Raw genomic sequence first — 21917 nt, 5'->3', positions numbered from 1 at the left:
GTGAAAGGTTTTAACCCTACGAGAACATAAACTTTTCGAGGGAGTGATATGAAACTGACGGTTCTCTACGAAAATAATTCGGGTTTTAAAAAGGGCCTCCTCGGAGCGCATGGCTTCTCTGTCCTGGTGGAACACCGGGAAGTTAGGGTTCTCGTTGATACAGGGACGGACGGGAGGATTCTCCTCAACAACATGGAGGAACTCGGAGTAAAGCCAAGAGAAATCGATTACATATTCATCACCCACGGTCACTACGACCACACGGGCGGGCTTAAAGTGTTCCTCGAAACGAGGGGAAAACCTATCAAGGTGATAGCTCATCCAGAGATATTCCGGAGGAGAATAGCACTTAAGCCACACAGGCGCGATATAGGGATTCCGTTCACGAGGGGAGAGCTTGAAGCTCTTGGAGCCGAGTTTATTTTAAGCGAGAAGCCCCTCGAGTTCGCGCCTGGCTTCATCAGCTCCGGCGAAATCGAGAGAAGAACCTGGGACAGGGCGGTAGGCTATCTCGAAGAGAAAGGGGAGCTCATCAAAGACCCCGTTAGGGACGACATGGCTCTCATAGTCGACCTGGGAGAGAGCGCTGCAGTTATCACTGGCTGCGGCCATTCCGGAGTTCTTAACATAGCCTGGCACGCCGAAGACGTTTTGGGGAAGCCCGTTAAAGCCCTAATCGGAGGGCTGCATCTCCTCGGTGCGAGCAAAGAGCTCCTTGATGACGTAGTTGAGAAAATTGACGCCGAAAAGCTCTACGCAGGCCACTGCACGGACATAGACTCCTACGCCTATCTGAAGGCGAGACTTGGGGATAGAATAGAGCACCTTCACGTGGGCAAAACGGTAGAGCTCTAGCGAACCTTTAAATACCCAGCCGAAAAGCTAACCACCGCGAGAGAAAAGGAGAGGTGAGAGAGATGAAGAACCCATTCGAGAAGATGCCGACCGTCCTTACCGCTGACGAGCTCATCGATAAGGCCTTCCGAAGGGCTGAAAAAGCCGCCTCAGCATTCACCCCCAAGGGCAACAGGGTGAGCAAGGCCAGGCAGAGGGAGGAGCTCAGGGTTAGAACGGTCTCCAATGTTGTGAGGGACAACCTCAGAAAGATACTCGACAGAACGCCGGGCGTTTCAACGCTTCCGAAGTTCTACCAGGACCTGGTTGACACGCTCGTCGACCGAGACCAGTTCCACCGCTCGCTGGCCCACGTCAACTGGGCGATAAAGACGATAAGGAACCTCGAGCAGAGATACGTTGAAAAGATACGCTACTCCAGAGACCCCGATGAAATAGCTAAGCTTAGACGGCAGTTCTACGGCCGTGTTGCCGACATAATCAAAGAGATAGGCGATGATTTGGAATACCTCAACCAGGCAAGGAACGTTCTGAAGGACCTGCCAGTCGTTGATCTCGAGCTTCCAACCGTTGTCATAGCCGGCCATCCAAACGTTGGCAAGAGCACCCTGCTGAGGGCCCTGACCAACGCGAAGCCTGAAGTTGCCAGCTACCCGTTCACCACGAAGGGCATCAACGTCGGCCAGTTCGAGGAGCACTACCTCAAGTACCAGGTCATTGATACCCCAGGACTGCTTGACAGGCCGCTGAGTGAGAGGAACGAAATCGAAAGGCAGGCAATTCTCGCTTTGAAGCACCTTGGGAGAGTGATAGTCTATATCTTCGACCCGTCGGAATACTGCGGCTTCCCCATTGAGGAGCAGATGCACCTCTTCGAGGAGATTTACGAAGAGTTCAAAGACTTCCCATTCATAGTCGTCCTCAACAAGGTGGACATCGCCGACGAGGAGAAGATTAAGCAGGTCGAGGAGTTCGTTAAGAGCAAAGGCCTTGAGCCGCTGAGGATTTCAGCACTGAACGGCGAGGGGCTGGACGAGCTCAAGAGGCGCGTCATAGAGCTGGTACAGCCAATGGTCGAGGAGCAGGCGCGGAAAATAATGGAGAAGGAGCTGAGGAAGTTCAGGGAAGAGGAGTTCTAGCTCTCTTTTCCCATCTTCTCAACCTTGACGCCGCAGTAGGGGCAGAACTCCAGATAGAGCGGTCTCATTGCCCCACAGTTCTCGCACTTTTCCTTCAGCTTTGCCCCGCAGTTGGGGCAGTAGAGGTAGTCGTCCTTAACCGGAAATCCGCAGCGGTAGCACCTGTTCTGTCCTATCCTGCGCCTGTAAACTCTCTCAGGCTTGAGGTACTCCTTCCTCAGGTAGTAGAGCGCAGCAGCTGAAGCTCCTGCTCCGAACAGACTCAGCCCTATCATCTGGATTGTGCTCCATATCGCTGAGAGGATTAGGTAGATGAGCAGCAGTGAAGAGTAGGCTATCAGAGAGGTTGTGTAGATGTTCCTGCGCTTTCTGAAGAGCAGAAACGAGATTATGAAAATCGGCAGGGCGAAGAGGAGCTTTAGCGCCAGGACTTTGAGCCTGTAAATCTGATACTCCCGATTGTACTCGTCCCAGGTTTTTGCACTCAGTTCACCTATACGCGCATTAAGCTCCACCAGCTGCTGGTGAACATCCTCATAAGCCCCTTTAGCTGCCAAATACCTCGCGTATGCCCTTTCGTAGTTCTCCTTTGCCTGAAGGTATTCCTGTCTCAGCTCCTCCGTGACATTGCCGCTCTCAATGGCCAGGCGGTACTCCTCGCGCTTGAAGAGGTAAACCCTCTCCGCCTCAGTCAGGTTGTTTTCGGCCACTTGATACGTTTTGAATAGCTCCCGTTCCAGGGTAAGTAGCCTGCTCTGATTGTCGAGGAGCTCGTCTATTCCGTACTTGGCCTGGTAATCAGAATAGTTTGGCTCCGCAGGGATGCGTTCAAGCTCTCGAAGAAAGTTGATGCTCGCCAGAAGGAGGAAAATGACAAAAAGGGTTGCAAGTACCTTCTCAGCTCGGGAATATTCATTCTCCATGAGACACCATCATTGTAAATTAGTCGCCATACCATATAAGGGTTTGGAACTCATGAAAAGTTGACACAGAGGCGTCAGAACCGAGCATCTAAAGGAAAGCTAAAAGGGCACATCCAAAGGAAGAAGGAGAAATCAGGCGTTCTCCTCCTTGATGAGGACGGCGTTAACGACGCCGTGCTGGCCGGGCCTGCTGGTGACGATGGCCCTGCCAATCTCAGTCTCGATGATGGCACCCTTGGTGATGATGTTCCTCCTGACGTACTGCCTGTTGGCCGGATTCTCAACGACGCTGAGTATCTTGACCTTCTTGCCCTTGCCACCGTCGAAGACGTTGGCGTAGAGGGCCTCGATGAGCCTGATCTTCCTGTTGCCACCGTAGGTTCTGATTATCTTCTTCTTCTCCCTCTCCTCGGCAACCTTCGTGAAAGCGGGCTCCCTTCCAAGCTCCCTCTTCCTCTTCTTCCTAGCGAGGATAATCCTTCCACCTGAAGGCTTCTTGAGTGACCTTCCCTGCCAGATAGCCATTTATCTCACCTCATGAGCTTAATCTTCAACCTATCGCCACTTTGGGCGGTTCGTTTATAAGCTTTTCTAGAAGGATTTTTAAATCCCTCCCCTCTTTACTCTTCATGGTGGTGGTATGGGAGCGATAGATGCTTTCACAAAGACCTTCTCGATAGTTCTCGCCAACAAAAGGCTCTACCTCCTCGTCCTGGCAATGGCGCTCATCCTAGCCCTGCTGTCAGTATACCTCATACCAAGTGACTTTGAGTACACATACAATCAGACCTCCATCCAGAATGGCGATGTCATAGTCGAGGAGTACGGAACGCCGATAACAGAAGATGAGATGGACATGCTGATGGAGGTTCTCAAAGGCCTGATGATTTACCTCATCATAACCATCGTTCTAAGTTCGATCGTTGAATACGGGATAACAAAGGGCATTTTCACGTACCTTAACGATGAGGACTACAGCCTCGGCGAACTGCTGGCGGATGGACTCAAACATTTCCCAGGAGTGCTGGTGATAAACATAATCTACAGCCTCATAATGCTCGTTTTCATAGGCGTCGCGGCCATTCCAATGGTTGTGGGGGCGCTGTTCCTCCCGGCTGGAGCCGTGCTCATACTGATTGGCGTGGTTCTTCTGTTCCTGGTTCTGGCCTTCACTTTGGGACTCTCCTCGATGGCAATCCCCCTCTACGCGGACAAGGGCACCATAGGGGCCGCCTTCGAGGCCTTCGGCTTAGCGTTCAGGAACGTCCTGTCAACCATTGGATTTGGCGCCCTGCTGGGTGTTGCAGCCATAGGCATCGCCATCATAGCCAGCCCCCTGGCCTTCATAATCCAAATCACGCTTCCGGAGAACCTGGCTCCCTACGTTTCAGCCTTCGTGCAGGCACCCTTCGACGCCCTGCTATACTTCTTCCTCTGGGCCGGCGGAGTTGCCTTCTACAGGGAGCTCCAGAGAATGGAAGAACTGAAAAAAGTTGATGAAGAGCTGGCAGAGCTGGGAATAGAAATTTAATCTCCAAACTTCTTTTCTTTTGCCGCCTTTACGAGTCCCCTGAAGACCGGCGCCGGGTTCATCGGCCTCGACTTGAACTCAGGGTGGAACTGCGTTGCTATGAAGTAGCGCTTCTCCGGAAGCTCGAGTATTTCCATCCTCCTCTCGTCGTCTCCCGCTACGCCACTGAAGACGAGGCCGGCTTTTTCGAAGCGCTCAATGAACTCTGGATTGACCTCCCACCTGTGTCTGTGGCGCTCGTAGATGAGTTCCTTGCCATAGAGCTCCCTTGCAAGGGTGTTCGGCTTTATCTTGACCGGATAAGCACCGAGGCGCATAGTTCCGCCGAGCTTGTCGAGGCCCCTCTGTTCTGGCATGAGGTCAACGACGGGGTAGGGTGTCTGCGGATCGATCTCCGTCGAGTGTGCTCCTTTGAGGCCAAGAACGTTCCTCGCAAACTCGACAACCGTCAGCTGGAAGCCAAAGCATATGCCGAGGAACGGGATGTCGTTCTCCCTAGCGTAGCGGGCGGCCATCATCTTGCCCTCGGTTCCCCTTGCTCCAAAGCCTCCAGGCACTATTATGCCATCCACACCCTCAAGGAGCTTAACCCCATGTTTCTCGACGTCCTCCGCCTCTACCCAGCGGATCTTGACCTTGACGCCGTTGGCCACGCTGGAGTGCTTCAAGGCTTCCTTTATGCTGAGATACGAGTCGGAGAGCTTGACGTATTTGCCAACAATGGCTATCTCGACGGTGTCGGTGAGGGACTTGTACCTCTCCACCATCTCGCGCCAGGCATCTAGCTCGGGCTCCCTCTCAGGAAGACCGAGCCTCTTGGTGATGTATCTCGCAAGGCCCTCCTTCTCAAGCATGAGTGGAACCTCGTAAGTGTCCTCGACGTCGTAGGCGCTTATAACGGCCTCCGGCGGAACGTTTGTGAAGAGGCTTATCTTCCTCCTTGCACCCTCCTCGAGTGGGTCTTCGGAACGGGCAACTATGGCATCGGGCTGGATTCCCAAGCTCCTGAGCTCCTTGACGCTGTGCTGGGTTGGCTTGGTCTTCTGCTCACCGACAACGCGGAGCTTGGGGACGTAGGTTACATGCACGAAGGCAACGTTATCCCTGCCTTCCTCAAGCTGCATCTGCCTTGCCGCCTCAAGGAACGGCATGCTCTCGATGTCGCCGACGGTTCCGCCTATCTCAACAACAACGACATCATAGTCCCTCGCTATTTCCCTTATGCGCTCCTTTATCTCGTTGGTGATGTGCGGTATGACCTGAACCGTCGCGCCGAGGTAATCCCCTCTCCTTTCCTTCTCGATAACGGCGGAGTAAACCTTGCCCGTGGTGATGTTGTGGTCGAAGGTCAGGCTCATGTCAAGGAAGCGCTCGTAGTTGCCGAGGTCGAGGTCAACCTCCCCGCCATCGTCGAGCACAAAGACTTCCCCGTGCTGGTAGGGGTTCATTGTCCCGGCGTCATAGTTCAAGTAGGGGTCGATTTTAATGTTGGTCGTTCTGAAACCTCTAGCTTTCATGAGCATACCGAGAGAAGCGCTGGTTATACCTTTTCCAAGACCGCTAACGACACCACCCGTGACGAATATGAACTTGGTCATGGCAAAACCTCCATCGGTTATGTCGTTGGTTGATTAGTGAGTGCTTAAAAGCTTTGTTGAGGGCCGATGCGGTCCAACATCAGAAAATTTTAAGAAGGGCACAATGTACTTTTTTCAGGTGTAACTATGCCAATTCCAACTAACGGTCTAATTAGAACCCTTAATAGTTGGAAGTTCTGGGCAGTCCTGCTGCTGGCCATTCTCGTGACCTACGTCTTGTTCTTCCCTATCTTCAAGCCCCTCATGAAAGATTACAGCGAGCTGAAGTCCTTTGAGAAGCAAATGGTGAAGGAGCACGATGCAATAGTCTGCCACCAGATATACTCAATGAATTCCGGCATCTTTGAGAGAATCAATGCGACCTGTGATAACGAATACTACCGTCCCAACACCTCGACAACAACATACAAAGGTTTGGTGGTTTACAGAGACACATACGAGAAGTTTCAAGATGCTAGGAAAAGAACACTGGATGATCTTCACAAGGTGATTCCACTTCTTCCCCTCCTGGCGGTTCTGATGCTGTACTTCAACTACGTTCTCGTTGACACGGAATACCTCCTCATGAAGGGCACAGAGCCAGTCCTTAAAGATGCCTTCTTGAAGGGACTCAAATCAATTCCTGGGCTGATTATAGCGGAGTTGACGACCCTGCTGGCGGTGTTTCTAATCGGAGTCATCCTCGCATTACCTTTAGCGGCGATTTTCGGCGAGCTTGGAATAATGCTGGTGGCTTTCCTGATAATGCCCGCACTCTCACTGGTGACCCCCACCTACTACTTCACGCGCCTTGTTATCCCTATAGAGGAGATTCTAAGAACCGCCAAAAGATGCCCCGGTGGATACACCGTGCTTGGCCTTCTAATTATGATCGTCGGCTGGCTGTTCGAGGCGGCTTATACTCATTACCTAGGCATTTGGAGCGCGGCAATTCTGGCGCTGCTTGGTCTCGTGAAGTACATGCTGGACAGTCTTGCGGCTCTCGTTGTTTATCTCAGCGGAACTGAGGAAGAAAAGACAGGATAGCCGTAATCACTCCTCAAACTCCACTCCTTCACCCTCTTCCTCTTCGGTCAGCTCCCTAATTTCATAAACCTTGAGCGGAACCTTCTTGAGGGCCTTCCCGATGACGGCCTTCGCTATCCTCTCGGCGTGCTCTATGGTCTGGGCATTGTAAACCTTAATCGTGAGGTACATGCCTACGAGTCCGACCGAACCGATCACGAAAGCGCTCTCGAAGTGGGCGCCGCAGACCGGGCACTGGGAGTAGCCAATCTCCACCCTCACGAAGTCGAGCTTTTCCTTGTTGAGCGCTTTGGCAACCTTCGAGACAGCAACGTTTATGGCATCCTCACTCGTTTCAACGTCCCTGACTATAATCGGCGCCTCCAAAACGACTACGTAATCTCCCATCGCTCTCACCTCTCAGCCAAAAGCAAATAGCCTATCGTCTTCTCCCCTAAAGACTCCGAGTCTTACTCCGGCATCGATAAAGCCGTGGGCGTAGTTGAGCGCGGCGAAAGCCGTTACATAGTCGCCTTTCTTGTAGTAGTATTTAGCATCTTCAAAATAGCTCCTCGCCATAGTGAGGAAGTCCTCCGCAACGCTCCTCAAAAGACTCTTTTCGTGGACAGCTATCTCAAGCGTCCTAAGCGCCTCCTCAGTGATTCTAAAGTACTTCTGGAGCTTTTCCTCGGTTATCTCTCGCTCCACCGGTCTCGCCTCACGGTTGGTAAGGAAGGAATCTTATAAACCTTATCCCATCAGCCCTTGCCTTTGGCAAGCGCTGGCGGAAAGTTTTTACTGCTCATATAACATAAAATCAGAACAGCGTGCAACTCTAATATGGCACTCCTCAACGAGTTTATCAATATAAACGGCAATTTGTAGGGTTTCATTTTTATTCTGACGTCCTTCGGGCGCCGTATTGAAGTGAAATACTGCAAAATGGCCTTTGATTGTAGAAACCACTCCTAGGAATTAGCAATCCAAAAGCGACATACTAACTTTGATGAAACTCTACGAGACTATCGTCCCTCGCGTCGAGCTTTGCTCGACGTCGCGCAGGCGAACAAGCTTTTAGAAAAGCTTGACCAAAAGAGTGCCCTTTTTTACAATTGCCCGAGAACAGTCGTGCACTGCCCAAGGGCTTTTCTAACTAGAGTTTGTTCGAAGATGAGCGGGTAAAAAGGTTTCACATCTTATTTCAGCGCCCAAAGGGCGCTTTTTGAAAGTGAAACCCTGAAAAAGGAGCAAGTGAAACGCAAACTCTCACTAAAACTCGAAAACTTTTAGAGAAGCACCCAATCTTCCGCTAGCGCTGAAGCTTTTGGGAAAAGCTTCACCAAAAGTTCGTAGCTCTTTGGAATGTTGGATTTTAAAAGCTGGTTTTATACTCTCAGAGTTAAAGTCTCACGGGAGAACGCTCCTCATGAAAACCTTATTGAGTGGTTTGACATTAAAAAGACGCCCTTCGGGCGTCAAAAGAAAAAGCAAACCCTTTAGAATACCTGTTGTTGAGACTGTTCTTCACATTTAAAACTCCTACCGGAGAGAAAACCTATCTCAAAGCGCCTCTTTAAAAGGAGCTACACTCTTTGATGAAACTTTGCCCTGCAAAGTTTCCTATGGTGGGCCCGCGGGGATTCGAACCCCGGACCTCCACCTTGTCAGGGTGGCGTCATAACCAGTCTAGACCACGGGCCCAACCCAAGGATGGTGGACCGGCCGGGATTTGAACCCGGGGCCTCCGCCTTGCCAAGGCGGCGCTCATACCAGGCTGAGCTACCGGCCCACTTCCCATCGACGCCGTAATCACCTATCAGGGTGGATTTATAAATTTTTTGGTCTCTTTAGATGGGCATCGAAAAGCTAATATGGGTGTTTGTCGAGGTTAATGCGGTGATACCATGAACCCCATTGAGGAGGCCCTGAAAATTAAGGATGAGATAATAGCCTGGAGAAGGGACTTTCACATGCATCCAGAGCTGAAATACGAAGAGGAGAGGACTTCCAGAATCGTCGAGGAGCACCTGCGTGAGTGGGGATACAAAATAAAGCGCGTCAGCACTGGAATAATAGCAGACATCGGCAAAGGGGAGAAGACTATAGCCCTCCGCGCGGATATGGACGCTCTGCCGGTCCAAGAAGAGAACGACGTCCCCTACAGGTCAAAGATCCCAGGAAAGATGCACGCCTGCGGCCACGATGCTCACACTGCCATGCTCCTCGGGGCGGCGAAGATAATAGCAGAGCATGCAGACGAGCTGGGTGGAAAGGTTCGCCTAATCTTCCAGCCGGCAGAGGAAGGTGGCAACGGAGCACTGAAGATGATAGAGGGCGGAGCTCTCGATGGAGTCGATGCCATCTTTGGCTTCCACGTCTGGATGGACATACCAAGCGGGATCATAGGCATCCGTGACGGTCCGTTTCTGGCAGGGGCCGGAATATTCAGAGCCATCATCAAAGGAAAGGGCGGACACGGAGCTTCACCACATGAGACCATCGATCCGATCCCTATAACGGCCGAAACGATCCTTGCCCTGCAGACGATAGTGAGCAGGAACGTCGATCCGATAGAGAGCGGCGTCGTCAGCGTTACATCCCTCCACGGTGGGACTGCCTTCAACGTGATTCCCGAAGAGGTCGAGCTGAAAGGAACGATAAGGTTCTTCAAACCAGAGGTGGGTGATCTAATAGTGCGGAGAATGAAGGAGATATTCGATGGCATTACCCGGGCTCATGGCGCTTCATATGAACTCGACATCGAAGAGCTAACGCCGCCTACAGTGAACGATAAAAGAATGGCAGATTTTGCAAGGAGAGTTGCCGGGAAGTACGGCTTCAGATACGGTGAGGTCAAGCCGACGATGGGCGCTGAGGACTTCTCGTTCTATCTGCAAAAGGTTCCAGGGGTGTTTTTAGCGCTCGGCATAAAAAACGAGGAGAAGGGAATAGTTCATCCCCACCACCATCCGAAGTTCGATGTAGATGAGGACGTCCTGCACCTCGGAACAGCGATGGAGGTCGCCCTCGCCTTTGAGTTTCTGAGGGCGTGACCTTCCTCTTTTTTGTAGCCCCAGCTATCAAAGACGCTTGCCAAGTATCAAATTCTCCCCTATAACCCTGGGCTTTAGCTTAAAGGAGTTCGTTCTATCCACGACTGTGAGAACCTTTCTGAACCCAAGCTTTTTAGCCCGCCCCAGCGCGAATGGAATATCATCTCTCCTGCCCCACATGAACAGAACGGATTCATGTTCTTTCCCTGGAAGTCCTTTCAGCACGTAGTAGGACTTTCCAAGCTTACCGCTTTCGAACGGCAGCTTATCATCGACACCGGCTATTCTGTCCACAAAGAAGACAAACCATTGGTGGTAGGAGGTCTGAAACCTTCCTGTGGCCATTTCCATGTTCTTTACGTTGTCCCACGAAAACTCAAAGAGTTCTGGCTCCTCTGGCGTCGGGAAGCCAGAGGTCTCAAACTTCACGAGATAGCCCCTGTAGAGAACCTCCGAAACGCCGATCTTCTGGTAGAACCCCACAGCGTCCGGGTCGGGGTTTGTGGTGAGAAGAGTACATCCCATATCACGGGCCAGTTCTTCTAAGAACTCTACAATCGCCCGCCCGATTCCGCGCCCCCTGAATTCCCTGTGAACTTCGATAACATCCAGGTGCGCTATCCGCTCAATCCTACCGTTCACAGGCTCTTCGCTTATCAGAAGCTCAGCCTCTCCGACTATTCTCCCGTCTATCTCGGCGACCACGGGGAGATGTCCATTGAGAAGGAGGTTGTTGAGATGAACCGCACAGCTCTCGATACTCATCCAGGGGCCGCCGTGGAGATAGCGCTCCCTTACGCTCAGCTCCTCATAGCGAGCCTCCCTAACCCTTCCGTCTTCTCGTTTAAGCCACCGCTCAACTCCGGATCGGTGGACGTCCACTATTCCAGCCACGTCTTCAAGCGCCGCAATCCGCACGTTCAGGGGCGAGACCATGGTCATAAGCCCTCTATTCCTTCGTGAGGTACCCAAACTTCCGTAGGACGTGCATTATCCCCTCGGCCCCTCCCTCGCCGTAGGTCGCCTGCGTCACGTAGTCGGCTTCAGCTTTCAGTGTCTCTGGGGCCTGCCCGACGGCCACGCGGTAGCCAACAACGCGGAAGGCATCAAGGTCGTTCTCACCGTCCCCGATGTGAGCAACCTCTTTCGGGCTTATGCCGAGAATCTCGCAGGCCTTCTCTATGCCCGTCCCCTTGTTTATCCAGGGCTTCTTGATGTGTATTGCGAAGCCAGAATCCACTGCGATGAGGTTTAGTCCAAGCTCCTCAATGAGTGCCCTGACAGCCTCGACGGGAATCGTACGCAGTACGACGAGACCTGCCTTTCTTTCGGGCATCGAGAAGCTGAGAACCGCCTCAGGATAGCGCCTCTTTATCTCGCTCCAGAGGATCCACTCCTCGTCCATCGTTGTGAGGTATATCCTCTTTCTCAAACGGCCGTCCTTTACTGAGAGGGCACCGCCATCCTCGGCCACGACAGGTCCGGTGGTTCCTATCATTATTGCCATCGCCTCGGAAAACGGCACAGAATTGCCCGTGACGAGCATGACCGGAACACCGAGGCCCTCAGCGAACCTTATGGCCTTTAGAGCATCTTCGTGGAGCCGCCTGTCTGGATAAGTGATGGTACCGTCTATATCGAGGGATATGGCTTTAATCATTCTCTTCCCCCTGAGACCACTCAACGGCCACCGATAAAAGGGTTTCTTCCTATTCTTGTGGTGGCTAATGATCTTTCATTATCTCCCTCAGAACGCTCGTGGCGTAAACCCCCTTGGGCAGGAAAAAGCGGAAGCACATTCCTACGCCCGGAACATAGCCGTAGGTCAGGCCGAGGGGCCTTATGAGGAGCTCCCTCCTCCCGCCGGGCTCAGCCATTGGCTTCGGGAGTCTCTTGAAGTCTTCCAATGAGAGGTTTTCCTCAGCGAGAAGCTCCTCCTCAAGCCTTCCCGGGATGCCCCCGGCTCTTCTCATCGAGAAGCCAAAGAGCGGTCCTGAAACCATGGCTTCCCCCTTGCGGATTTTTTCTTTCACAAACTCGATGTTCGTCTCTGTGACGCGGTAGGTTCTGTCGCGGTAGGGGATGCCTCCCTTAACCTGGACGACGATGTCCCCCACCAGAGCCTCGTTTAGGGGGAGTCCTTCTTCGATTCTCCTGGAGATGTAGAGGTTGAAGAGGTAGGACTGATAGGCGTGGATGAAGATACGCATTATGGGTAGAGGGAGTGAGAGGAAGGCTTTCCGCCAGCTTCTGGTTTCCTTGTACTTGTAGAGCATCGCCCTCTCGTAGCGGAGGAATCCGGGGAATTCTTCAAGGGCCCTGTTCACGTCCCCGGTCTCCCAGAAGTTCTTTCTGGCCTCATCCCCTTCCATTCCCCCTTCATGGGCACCGAGGAAAAGCTTTGCGGCACCTTCAAAGTCTCCCTTCAGAAGAAGCTTCCCAATCAGATGGTTGGTAACACGTCTCTCACCGAAGCGCTGATAGCCAAAGTAGTTGGGGAAGCCCCCCTTCGAGCGGAGCTCTCTCACTATTTCCTTCGCCCTCTCGAAGGCGCTCTCGTCAACGCCGCGAACGATGATTTTAAAGCGGTTCCCAAGCAGGTGGCCAAGCTTGAGAGCTCTCCCATAGGAAACAAAGCGGAGCTCGATGTCTTTGAGTTGAACGGCCTCAACTTTTTCCTTCGCCTCTCGCGGCACGCTGATGTACTGATAAGTCACGGCATGTCTGTCCTTCGTTCCCGCGAAGCCGATGTCCTTGTGGGAAATTCCGGCACGTTTGGCTATCTCCTTCACCGCCGCCATCGTATCCCAGTTGCGCTTTTTGAGGAGGAAAATTGCATATTTTTTGCCATCGAAGGCACTCCGCAGAGGCTCTTCCATAACGATGAAGTCCTCCGGCTGGGCTTTGATTTTCCCACCTATCCCAGGCTTTTCACTCAAATACTTGAACTGGGAGAAGAACTCACGGTAGTCCATGCCTCACACCAGCTTTAGGTGTCCCGTAACCTTATCAACGAGCTCCTCCGGAGCGGGGCCTACCGCCAAACAGGTTATTGTTCCCGGGGAAATCTCCGTCAGCCCCGCGTCCCTGATAAGTGCCGTTGGTATGCCCAGCTTTTCCGCATGGGCCTTCAGTTCGAAGAGCTCCCTCTCGTTCTCAGCCTTGACCACAACCTTCTTCTGTCCCTCATGGAACCAAGCCTTGAACCACTCTGGCTTCTCCTTCTGGGCTTTCAGAGCAGCTGTCACAGCACCATGGGCAACTTGAACCGCCATCTTACCCTTGCTGAGCTTCAGGTCCTTCCTAATGACCATGACCTGCTTGTACCTGAACATCTCCCATCCCGTGGAGAGTGAGAAAAGGGACTTATAAATTTAAGGAGGAAGAAAAAGCTCAGAGCTCAACTATTTCAGAGCTTTCCCGCTCTTCTTCCTCGACCTTCTTAGGAAGTCCGCCTGGGCGCCTGTGCTTCTTCCTCTCGAGCTTCTCTCTGAGCTTCTCAGACTCGTTCCAGTACTTGTAGGCTAAACCTCCGAAGACAAGGGTGAGGATCAGGAAGAGTATTCCCAGGACCTTCCAGGTGTTGGTCGTTGGGCTGTACTTCTCGACGACTGCACTTATCTCCTTGGCAACTGGAGTCGGGTCGTTCATGTTGGCGAGGGTCTGGTTGATGTACTTCGGAAGCTCCTCGGGGCTCGGATAGACCGGAACTTCCTTGATGATGACCCTTGGTGGGATGCTGTTTATGGTAACGAGGTTGCCAAGCTCGAGCCTGTGCTCATTTCCGAGCGGGTCTGCGTAGACGAGTACCACCTTGACGTTAGTGAGGTTCTCCTTGAGGACTTTGAGATCAACCTGGACGGTCTTCGTTTCGCCTGCCTTTATGGTGCCCACCTCAACGGCAGTCGGGCCGTCAACGCTGTTGGGCAGGTCGAGGAGGAGCGTGGCGTTCTGGACGAACTCGTAGTCCGGGTTTCCATCAGCGGCCGTGAGGATGAACTTGACGCTGACGAGGTCGCCCACATTGGTGGTGACGTAGCTTCCCCACGTTCCGTTGTAGGCCTGGGCGGTGACGTCAATGGCAGGTATGCTGTATACCTTGATTCCAGTGAGAGGCTGGGAGTATACCATCCTCTTCTGGCCGGTTTCGAGGCTCTTGTCGTCATAGAAGGTGACTATAACCTTACCGATGTCAAATTCCCCAACCTTGGTTGGCTTGAGGACGTAGATGAGGGCGGGCATGTTGGTGAAGGCAGGGAACGTCTTGAGGCTCCAGGTCTTCGTCATGCTGACCAGCTCGAAGTCGTTTGGTATTGGAGCCGCAACGCTGACATCGTAAGCATCGCCCCTGCCAAGGTTCTCGACGTTTATGGCCACAACGAGGTTGTCGCCGAGCATTACCTCCTTAGGGACAGCGTCTATCTTGGCTAGGATGTTGGCCTCCCTCAGTATTGGCGTCACGATGGCCCCAACTGGAGCGTAAACTCTGATAACAGCCCGCTTGTAGTCAGGCTCAACACTCTGAACAGACAGCTTGAGGGGAGCATTCGGGGCGTCCTTCGGGACGTCGCCAACCTCCAAGAGCATCGTTCCAAGGCTCTGGTCGCCCTTAAAGACCTCCACCTTGGCAACGTCCGGAATCGTTGAGACGAGCTTGACGTAGTAGGTAACATTGTCAACGGTTACCGGGAGCTTCTCGTTGACGTAAAGGAGGTCATTGTAAACGAGAACTGTCTCAACGGTTGTCGTTGGAACGGTTTCTTCCTCGCCTTCCCTCACTATCTTGAAGTCGGTCGAGGCGACCTTGGGGACATAGATGTCAACTGTCGCCGGACCATCGCTCGTGGTGTTCAGGAGGTGGATGTAAACGTAATTGGAGTAAGAGTAAACATCACCGAGCTTGTACCTAACGCTTCCACCAGAGCCCTCGGTTATCACGAGGGTCTGGGTCTCGCCGTACGGGAGAGTCACAAGGAAGGTAGCCTGTGTGTCCGAGGTTGAGGTGAGTTTAATGCTTATCTGGGGGAAGCCCTCGGGGAGGGTTATTGTGTCCCCCACGTTGAGCTTCTGGTTAGAGAGTAACTTCTGGAGGGGGGACTGTATCTCGATGAGGGCAGTCTTGGTATCGGATCTGATCCAGGTCAGCGTAATGTTGAGGTACTGGTTGTCGGCCGCGGGATAGACAAACGACTCGCCTTGTCCTACAACGTAGAGCTTTGGCCCATCCGGTCCGTTGACCTGGAAGCTCAGCCTGCTCCAGTACATATCAACGTCGATGAACTGCACCTCAAAGGGGCCCAGAACAGCCTTGTCTTTTAGTCCAAGCGAGATCCCCGTTATGCTGGCGTACTCGGGCACCGTTGCGGATTTTACTAGGTGCGCCATAGGTGCCAGGGAGAAGATCATCAGACCCAGCAGGATTAAAGCGGCAGCCTTTTTCATATCTCCAGCCTCCAAAGAGTAGTCAACTAATCACCAAAAGGAAAAGGTGGTATAAAGGCATTACGGTGTGAGTCTTCTCCTGTCCCTCGGGAAGAGTACGACTTCCCTGATGTTGTTGAGGTCGAGCATCTGTTTGAGGAGTCTCTCCGCCCCAAGACCGAAGCCACCATGGGGAGGCATGCCGTAGCGGAAGGCCTTGAGGTAGAACTCGAAGCTCTCCGGGTTGAGGCCCTTCTCCTTAATCTGCTCGACGAGGACATCAACGCGGTGCTCCCTCTGGCCGCCTGAGGTTATCTCTACTCCCCGGTATTCAAGGTCAAAGGCGCGGCATATCTCCGGCTTGTCATCGTACTTCATGATGTAGAAGGGTTTGGCCTCGCTCGGATAGCGGTAGAGGAAGTAGAGTGGCGCGTTCTCGTTCTCCATCATGTACTTTCCAAGAAGCCTCTCGCCCTCCGTGTCTATGTCCTCGCCCCAGGGAATCTCCTTGCCGAGGTCGGCGAGGATCTCAAGTGCTTTGTCATAGGTCAGCCTTGGGAACGGCAGTTTCGGCTCCTCAAGCTCGAAGTTCAGCGTTTCAAGCTCCTTTTCGTTGTGCTGGCGGACGTGGTTGATAGTGTAAGCGACGAGCCTCTCAAGGAGCTCCATTACCTCCTCCTCGTTCTCTATGAAGGCCATCTCCGCATCTATGCTCCATGCTTCGTTGAGGTGTCTGGTGGTGTTGTGCTCCTCTGCCCTGAATATGGGGGCGACTTCATAAACACGGTCGAGGCCGCTCGCCATCATTATCTGCTTGTATAGCTGCGGGCTCTGGGCAAGGAAGGCGTCCTTCTCGAAGTACTTCATAGGGAAGAGCTCGGTTCCACCTTCGGTTGCGGTGGCGATTATCTTTGGCGTATGGACCTCTATGAAACCCTCGCTGTGGAAGAAGTCGTGAACCGCTTTGAAAACGCTGGAGCGGATTTTGAATATCGCCGTTACTTCGGGCTTTCTGACGTCCATGAAGCGGTTGTCGAGCCTCGTGTCAAGCTCGGCCTTGACTTTTCCTGTCGGGTCAAGGGGGAGGGGTGTTTGGGCCCTGCTGAGAACCTCGAGCTTCTCGGGGAGGATTTCAAAACCGAGCTTTGCCTTGGGTGTGAAGTTGACTATTCCCTCGACGGCTATGACGTCTTCTGAGTTGAGCTTCGGGATGAGTTTGAATATCTCTGGGTCAACCTTCTTCTTCGGTGCGGTTATCTGAACTATGCCTTCCCTGTCCCTTATCCAGAGGAACTTTATTCCTCCGAGGTCCTTAACTTCCCAGACCCAGCCAGCAACCTTGACGCGCTGGCCGTTGAGCTCTTCCGTAATCTGACTCGAGTAGTGCGTCCGGTACATCTCCACAACCTCCGTAAGAAAAAAGAAGTCAAATGAAGTTCATTTTAACTTCCTGGCCGACTATCTGGGAGAGTATGCTCTCCAGAACCTCGGCCTTCTCCGGGAGCTTCTTCCTATCCCTGCTGAGGACGAGGACCTTGTAGTAGGTTCCCCCGCCCGGCTTGTAAACGATGTTCACGCCGAAGACTCCGGCAGGGTAGAGCAGGTCAGTGGCGAGCTTCTTGACGTCGTCAGTGCCTTTCACTTCAACGCTCTCAATGACCCTTATCCTCTTACCGAGCTCCCTCATGAGGGCCTTTATGTTCTTGCCGCCCTTTCCGATGGTTATAGGGACGTCGCCCTCGCCGACCATGATTATCACGAGGTCGCCAGCTTCAACGGCCTTCTTGAATTCAACGTCAGCGTCGCCAATGAGCTTGTATAGGAGTCTCGCGACTTTAACATCCAGTTCGGAAATAATCCCTTCTTGAAGCTTTTTCTCATCAGCCGGGCACAGAATGTCGTCGGTCTTCAAACACACCTCACAGATTGGCGCCTTCATCTCCTCACCTCCCTCAGCCTGAAGAATGACCTTAAAGGGCTAACCCTTAATTCTGGAAGTCCTTTAAAAACCTTATTATGGAAGAAAAGGCCAAAGGGGAGTTCAGATTTCTCCCTCTATCTCGCGCCTTATGCGCTCTATGAACTCCTCTGTAAAGCGGTGGCGTTCTTCTGCCATCTTTTTAGCAGTTTCCGTGTACATGAGGTCTTTGAGCTTAAGTATCTTCTCCTCAAAGTGCCTTAGAGAAGCCTCTATGTCCCTGCCGTGCTCGCCGGAGTACATGAAGACCCTTGCGATGCCTATCGCACCTATCGCATCGAGCTTGTCGGCGTCGCTGAGTATCTTCGCCTCAAGAGTGGTCGGCTTCGGACCGCGCGAGAAGCGGTGGGCCTCTATTGCATGAGCAACAGCCTCGACTTTCTCTTCTGGATAACCCAAGCTTCTCAAGTACTGTCTGGCTATCCGCGCCCCCTCAGCGGCGTGGTCTTCCACCTTTCCGGCGCTCTCAAGGGGTCTAGCAACATCGTGGAGAAGCGCCGCTAAAGCTAGGATTTCTAGATCCGCACCTTCTTCCCTGCCTATGTGCATGCAGAGGTTGAAGACGCGCTCCACGTGGCTGAAGCCGTGGGTCCCCTCGCGTTCAAAGAAGCTCATAGCAAATTCTCTGGTACGTTCTATCAATTTGAGAGTCTTCTCATCAGTTATGAACGCGTCCAGCTCCATTCAACCACCTAAATGGCCTCATCGATTACTGCCTTTAAAAGCTCAACGATTCCTTCGTGAACCCCCAAACTTATCCCGTCCACGCTCGGAGCCAAGGTCTTTGAAACGCCGTCTATTAATCCAGCGCTAGAGATGGCCTCAACAACTCTCCTCTCGTCCCACCTCTCGAGGAGGTTTCTTCCAACTTCAATCGATGCCTGAGCAATCAAGCCGTAGGCCCCCCAGTTGGAGACGGCGGAAACTATGAGCTCGTTCGTCTCGACGACGCTCGCTATTTTCTCTCCGTGTGGAACGTGGCTCACAACCAGCTCCCGGATTTTTCCCATGCCAATCTCGTTGCCTCCGTCACCTACCCCTATCGTGGGAATTCCAAGGGCTCTCGCTTTGAGAAAGATGCCGTCCAGGGGATCTCTCTTTATTTCCATGGCACTCATGGAGTAGTATCTACCGTCGGCAGCCCTACCAGGGGTCTCGACGCTGATTATCAGGGAGTAATCCTCTGGCTCAGGATTCCTGGCAAAGGAAACGCCGAAGGGCTCAAGAGCCTTTTCGACCTCTGAATACGTCAGGATTTCAGCCTTTCCTCCAAGCATCTCAACGGTGCTGTAAATGGCCATTGCTCCCGGCGGCCCGTCAGTTTCGGCCAGCATCATAGGGGGGATGGGAAAGCCCGTAACTATGAGAACCCGCTCGAGATTGTCTAAGAACAGTTTTGCAGAATTATGTAAAAAATTAAAGTTCTTCCTCCGGTAGTCGAGGTAGACCTTCAGCACTCCCCTGTTCCCGATATCGGTGTTTATTAGATGTGCTATCATGGCTCATTCCTCGATCTCATAGACGACGATTCTAACCTTCTTGCCCTTTACAGCTTCCTTCAGCCTCCACCAGAGCTCCGTCGGTTCTTCGCTCCTGTGGGTCAGTTCGTCGCCGTTCTCGAGCTTCACCTTCTTTTCGGTATACTTAACAAAAAGGCCCTTAGCATTGAATATTTCCTTCATCTTTCACCACCTAAAACCTTTCTAAGCTCGTAAAGGGTTCTAATCTCGTAATCGGCCATGTTGTAGCCCATATCACCATTACGGTTTATCCACACTGCGGTCATACCGACGCTCTTGGCGCCATAAACGTCTTGGCTGAGGGAGTCGCCGACCATAACGGCTTCGCCGGGCTCGACTCCGAGCATTTCAATGGTGTAGAGGAAGATTTTAGGCTCGGGTTTTATGGCGTTGACGTCGTCCCGCGTAATGACGACGTCGAAGTAATCCAGAAGACCGGCGAGCTTAAGCTTGAGCCTCTGATATTTCGGCCCGCTCGTCACAACACCAAGCTTATAGCCGGTATCCCTCAGCCATTCCAGGGTAGGAATGGTGTCCGGATAAACCTGAAGTTTGTGGGGATACCTCTCGAGAAGCTCCTCGTATTTCAAATCGAGGTCAAACAGTTTGAAAAAGAAGTTCCAATCGTGCCAGTCGTAACTGTCCCTCCTGCCGAGTATCTCTGCGAGGAACCTCTCCCTGGCCTCGTCCTTGCTGATTCCAAGCTTTCTAGAGAGCTTATCGTAGACCTGTGGAAGGAAGAGCATTATCAGAGGCTCCTCAGTGAGTATCGTCCCATCGATATCGAAGAGAATGGCCTCCATTCTACCACCTCTTAACGAGCAACGCCAGTATTTCGACCTCCCTCGTCAGCTCGTCGTCCATAACGACGCCCCATATTATGTCTTTCTCCTTAAGTATATCTTGGAAGCGGCCGAGTATCTCGTGAGCGTCCTTGAGCGGGAACTCCCTGCCAACGAGAATTCCAATTAGACCCCGGTCCCAGATGCCCCAGTGCCAGTTGAAGTCTACTCGGTCAAGGAGGCGCAGGATCCCAACGTTCCCTCCGCGTATCATGTTGAACAGGTCTGCATAGTCTATGTTAACCAGCATCTGGGTCTCAAGGTAGTAGTAGAGCTTGGAGAACATCTCGGCGATGTTCTCGGAGGCCCTGCTGAAGGCTAGTGATAAGGAATCGCTCTCCCTGAGGAAGTCCCAGAGGGAATCATAGAACACAGTCTCAAACGGCTCGGCCCATTCGGGCTTCTTTCCGGTAACCAGCTCCTTTCTTGGGGTCAGGACATAGGCGAGCTTTATGGTATCGCTCGGAGCACTCTCAACGATTATCTCCATGAGTTCGTGGTTTACCTCCTTGTCATCGAAAACGAGCCACAGGAAAGTGTTCTTCGGAAGGCTGGAGAAGAAGTTCCTGAGGCGCTCCTCATACTTATCGGAGCGGGGAAGGAGGTAGTAGGCTGGATTGACAGTTACCTTTACGATTCCATCTGCGCGTATGCTGTTGACTATCCTCGCTCCCGTGCTCCCTATTCCTACAAAAAGATGGGTAAAAGACGGCATGGCGACCCCTTACTCAAGGGTCGCATGCTTCTTCTTCATATCCTTTTCGGTCTTCTGGAAGGTGGCCATTAGGAGAGCTATTATGCCGTCAAGGAATATCATGGTGGAGTCCTCGAAGAGAGTGCCCATCGGCGCTATCCACTTGTACTTGGTGAGCATCTGCCTGGCGATATAGTCCGTCGGTATGTCAGCTTTCGTTCTTCCAGGTATCTCAACGACAACATCGGAGAGCTTTCCAAGGGTCGAGTTGGCATAGGAGGTTATTGCTACGACCTTTCCACCCTGCCTCTTGGCTATTTCCGCGGCATCGACGATGCTCTTGGTCTCGCCTGAACCGCTGATGGCTATGAGAAGGTCTCCCGGCTCGAAGGCAGGGGTTATTGTCTCACCGACGACATAGACGTTGAAGTCGAGGTGCATGAGCCTCATTGCGAAGGCCTTTCCGACCAAACCGCTCCTTCCGGCACCGTAGATGAATATCTTGTTGGCTCCGATCATGGCATCGACAAAGCCCCTGACCTGCTCGAGCTTGATGCTCTCAGCAACTTGGTTGATGTGCTCCAGGATATCAGTCATGGCCTTCCTGATGGTCATCATGTACTCGCCCCAGAAGAGATCGATTATATTCCTAGTGACGTCCTCAGGGTCCTTCGCCTTGGTTATGGCTCCGCCAACTATGATTATCGTCGCACCGAGCTCTATGACCTTCGGGATGGTCTCGAGGTTCAAGCCGCCGGCAACAGCTACAGGAACTCTGACGGCCTTGACGACTTTCTCAAGATCCTCCAGCGGGCTCTTGCCCTGGACCTGCTCGTCTATGCCCGTGTGGACAAGGATGTAGTGAACGCCCATCTTCTCAAGTTCCTTGGCGCGCTTGACCTTGTCCTTAACGCCGATTAAATCTACCATGATCCGGATTCCATATCTCCTGGCGACGTCGACGGCATCCTTGATGGTCTTGTCGTCGGCAACACCGAGGATAGAAACAACATCGGCACCGTGCCTAGCTGCCATCTCGACTTCCAGGGCACCGGTGTCCATGGTCTTCAGGTCCGCGACGATCTTCCTGTCCGGGAAGCGCCTCTTGAGAAGCTCAACGGCGCGCATGCCTTCCTTCTTGATGAGGGGAGTTCCAACCTCAAGCCAGTGAGCGCCACCTTTAGCGGCCTTCTCAGCGATAGAAATTGCCTGCTCAATGTCAGTTAAGTCAAGGGCAACCTGGAGTATCATCTCCTCGCCTCCAAGGAGTTTTCGTTTTAATCTCAGAGGGCTACTTTTTAAAGTTTGGCGTCAAAATTTAACATGATTTTGTCGAAAGACCTTACCAAGGTTTAAAA

The 21917-nt window shown here is 52.6% G+C and carries 23 protein-coding genes and 2 tRNA genes; 5 read left to right on the top strand and 20 right to left on the bottom strand.

Annotation, left to right across the window (positions count from 1 at the left end; all coding sequences use genetic code 11):
• Positions 1-48: 48 nt before the first annotated feature.
• Entirely contained in the window at positions 49-855 is an 807-nt protein-coding gene (locus E3E26_RS05190; protein WP_167900290.1) for an MBL fold metallo-hydrolase, read from the top strand.
• 62 nt (positions 856-917) lie between these two features.
• On the top strand, positions 918-1994 hold the full coding sequence (locus E3E26_RS05185; protein ID WP_167900289.1) for an NOG1 family protein: 1077 nt from the start codon (positions 918-920) through the stop codon (positions 1992-1994).
• Here the strand turns inward: E3E26_RS05185 and E3E26_RS05180 are convergent.
• Entirely contained in the window at positions 1991-2917 is a 927-nt protein-coding gene (locus E3E26_RS05180; protein WP_167900288.1) for a zinc ribbon domain-containing protein, read from the bottom strand. The genes E3E26_RS05185 and E3E26_RS05180 overlap by 4 nt on opposite strands.
• 132 nt (positions 2918-3049) lie before the next feature.
• Entirely contained in the window at positions 3050-3442 is a 393-nt protein-coding gene (locus E3E26_RS05175) for a 30S ribosomal protein S8e (RefSeq protein ID WP_167900287.1), read from the bottom strand.
• Between the two features lie 115 nt (positions 3443-3557).
• Between E3E26_RS05175 and E3E26_RS05170 the strand changes: the two genes are divergently transcribed.
• On the top strand, positions 3558-4448 hold the full coding sequence (locus E3E26_RS05170; RefSeq protein ID WP_167900286.1) for a hypothetical protein: 891 nt from the start codon (positions 3558-3560) through the stop codon (positions 4446-4448).
• Here the strand turns inward: E3E26_RS05170 and pyrG are convergent.
• On the bottom strand, positions 4445-6046 hold the full coding sequence (gene pyrG, locus E3E26_RS05165) for a glutamine hydrolyzing CTP synthase (protein ID WP_167900285.1): 1602 nt from the start codon (positions 6044-6046) through the stop codon (positions 4445-4447). The genes E3E26_RS05170 and pyrG overlap by 4 nt on opposite strands.
• A gap of 126 nt (positions 6047-6172) precedes the next feature.
• On the opposite strand from pyrG, the gene E3E26_RS05160 reads away from it, so the two are divergent.
• Positions 6173-7072, top strand: coding sequence for a hypothetical protein (locus E3E26_RS05160; protein ID WP_167900284.1), 900 nt, complete (start codon positions 6173-6175; stop codon positions 7070-7072).
• 6 nt (positions 7073-7078) lie between these two features.
• Here E3E26_RS05160 and E3E26_RS05155 read toward each other — a convergent pair whose 3' ends face one another.
• The 4 genes from E3E26_RS05155 to E3E26_RS05140 form a co-directional block, all read right to left on the bottom strand.
• Positions 7079-7459 carry a DUF555 domain-containing protein gene (locus E3E26_RS05155; protein WP_012571307.1) on the bottom strand — a complete coding sequence of 127 codons (381 nt, stop codon included), beginning with the start codon at positions 7457-7459 and terminating at the stop codon, positions 7079-7081.
• A 12-nt stretch (positions 7460-7471) separates the two neighbouring features.
• Positions 7472-7759 (bottom strand): DUF357 domain-containing protein, encoded by a 288-nt coding sequence (locus E3E26_RS05150; RefSeq protein WP_012571306.1) that lies wholly within the window; start codon positions 7757-7759, stop codon positions 7472-7474.
• Positions 7760-8674: 915 nt separating this feature from the next.
• A tRNA-Val gene (locus E3E26_RS05145) sits at positions 8675-8752 on the bottom strand.
• Between the two features lie 10 nt (positions 8753-8762).
• Positions 8763-8840, bottom strand: a tRNA-Ala gene (locus E3E26_RS05140).
• 115 nt (positions 8841-8955) lie between these two features.
• Between E3E26_RS05140 and E3E26_RS05135 the strand changes: the two genes are divergently transcribed.
• On the top strand, positions 8956-10104 hold the full coding sequence (locus E3E26_RS05135) for a M20 family metallopeptidase (RefSeq protein ID WP_167900283.1): 1149 nt from the start codon (positions 8956-8958) through the stop codon (positions 10102-10104).
• Between the two features lie 27 nt (positions 10105-10131).
• On the opposite strand, the gene E3E26_RS05130 is transcribed toward E3E26_RS05135, so the two are convergent.
• From E3E26_RS05130 to hxlAB, 13 genes are all read right to left on the bottom strand, one after another.
• Positions 10132-11046 (bottom strand): GNAT family N-acetyltransferase, encoded by a 915-nt coding sequence (locus tag E3E26_RS05130; RefSeq protein WP_240911659.1) that lies wholly within the window; start codon positions 11044-11046, stop codon positions 10132-10134.
• Positions 11047-11053: 7 nt separating this feature from the next.
• Positions 11054-11764 carry a phosphoglycolate phosphatase gene (locus tag E3E26_RS05125; protein WP_167900282.1) on the bottom strand — a complete coding sequence of 237 codons (711 nt, stop codon included), beginning with the start codon at positions 11762-11764 and terminating at the stop codon, positions 11054-11056.
• 64 nt (positions 11765-11828) lie between these two features.
• Positions 11829-13079: a tRNA pseudouridine(13) synthase TruD gene (gene truD, locus E3E26_RS05120; RefSeq protein WP_167900281.1), complete on the bottom strand. Its 1251-nt coding sequence runs from the start codon at positions 13077-13079 to the stop codon at positions 11829-11831.
• Positions 13080-13082: 3 nt separating this feature from the next.
• On the bottom strand, positions 13083-13439 hold the full coding sequence (gene pth2 / locus E3E26_RS05115) for a peptidyl-tRNA hydrolase Pth2 (protein ID WP_167730437.1): 357 nt from the start codon (positions 13437-13439) through the stop codon (positions 13083-13085).
• A 58-nt stretch (positions 13440-13497) separates the two neighbouring features.
• Entirely contained in the window at positions 13498-15546 is a 2049-nt protein-coding gene (locus tag E3E26_RS05110) for a hypothetical protein (protein ID WP_167900280.1), read from the bottom strand.
• Positions 15547-15606: 60 nt separating this feature from the next.
• The gene (gene aspS / locus E3E26_RS05105; RefSeq protein WP_167900279.1) at positions 15607-16923 is read right to left on the bottom strand and encodes an aspartate--tRNA(Asn) ligase; all 1317 of its coding nucleotides are present in this window, start codon (positions 16921-16923) and stop codon (positions 15607-15609) included.
• 28 nt (positions 16924-16951) lie between these two features.
• Positions 16952-17464 (bottom strand): KH domain-containing protein, encoded by a 513-nt coding sequence (locus E3E26_RS05100; protein WP_167900278.1) that lies wholly within the window; start codon positions 17462-17464, stop codon positions 16952-16954.
• Positions 17465-17566: 102 nt separating this feature from the next.
• Positions 17567-18187: an HD domain-containing protein gene (locus E3E26_RS05095; protein WP_167900277.1), complete on the bottom strand. Its 621-nt coding sequence runs from the start codon at positions 18185-18187 to the stop codon at positions 17567-17569.
• 8 nt (positions 18188-18195) lie between these two features.
• On the bottom strand, positions 18196-19002 hold the full coding sequence (locus tag E3E26_RS05090) for a DUF4392 domain-containing protein (RefSeq protein ID WP_167900276.1): 807 nt from the start codon (positions 19000-19002) through the stop codon (positions 18196-18198).
• Between the two features lie 3 nt (positions 19003-19005).
• Positions 19006-19185, bottom strand: coding sequence for a hypothetical protein (locus E3E26_RS05085; RefSeq protein ID WP_167900275.1), 180 nt, complete (start codon positions 19183-19185; stop codon positions 19006-19008).
• Entirely contained in the window at positions 19182-19826 is a 645-nt protein-coding gene (locus E3E26_RS05080; RefSeq protein ID WP_167900274.1) for a TIGR02253 family HAD-type hydrolase, read from the bottom strand. The genes E3E26_RS05085 and E3E26_RS05080 overlap by 4 nt, the downstream gene beginning before the upstream one ends.
• Before the next feature lies 1 nt (position 19827).
• Positions 19828-20580 (bottom strand): hypothetical protein, encoded by a 753-nt coding sequence (locus E3E26_RS05075; protein WP_167900273.1) that lies wholly within the window; start codon positions 20578-20580, stop codon positions 19828-19830.
• A gap of 9 nt (positions 20581-20589) precedes the next feature.
• Positions 20590-21810, bottom strand: a complete 1221-nt coding sequence (gene hxlAB / locus E3E26_RS05070) for a bifunctional 3-hexulose-6-phosphate synthase/6-phospho-3-hexuloisomerase (RefSeq protein WP_167900272.1) — start codon at positions 21808-21810, stop codon at positions 20590-20592.
• Positions 21811-21917 lie beyond the last annotated feature (107 nt).

This window comes from Thermococcus sp. LS1 (genome assembly GCF_012027395.1).
Classification (GTDB): domain Archaea; phylum Methanobacteriota_B; class Thermococci; order Thermococcales; family Thermococcaceae; genus Thermococcus.
The sequence above is the reverse complement of the archived record's forward strand: the minus strand, read 5'-3'. Positions and strand labels throughout refer to the sequence as shown.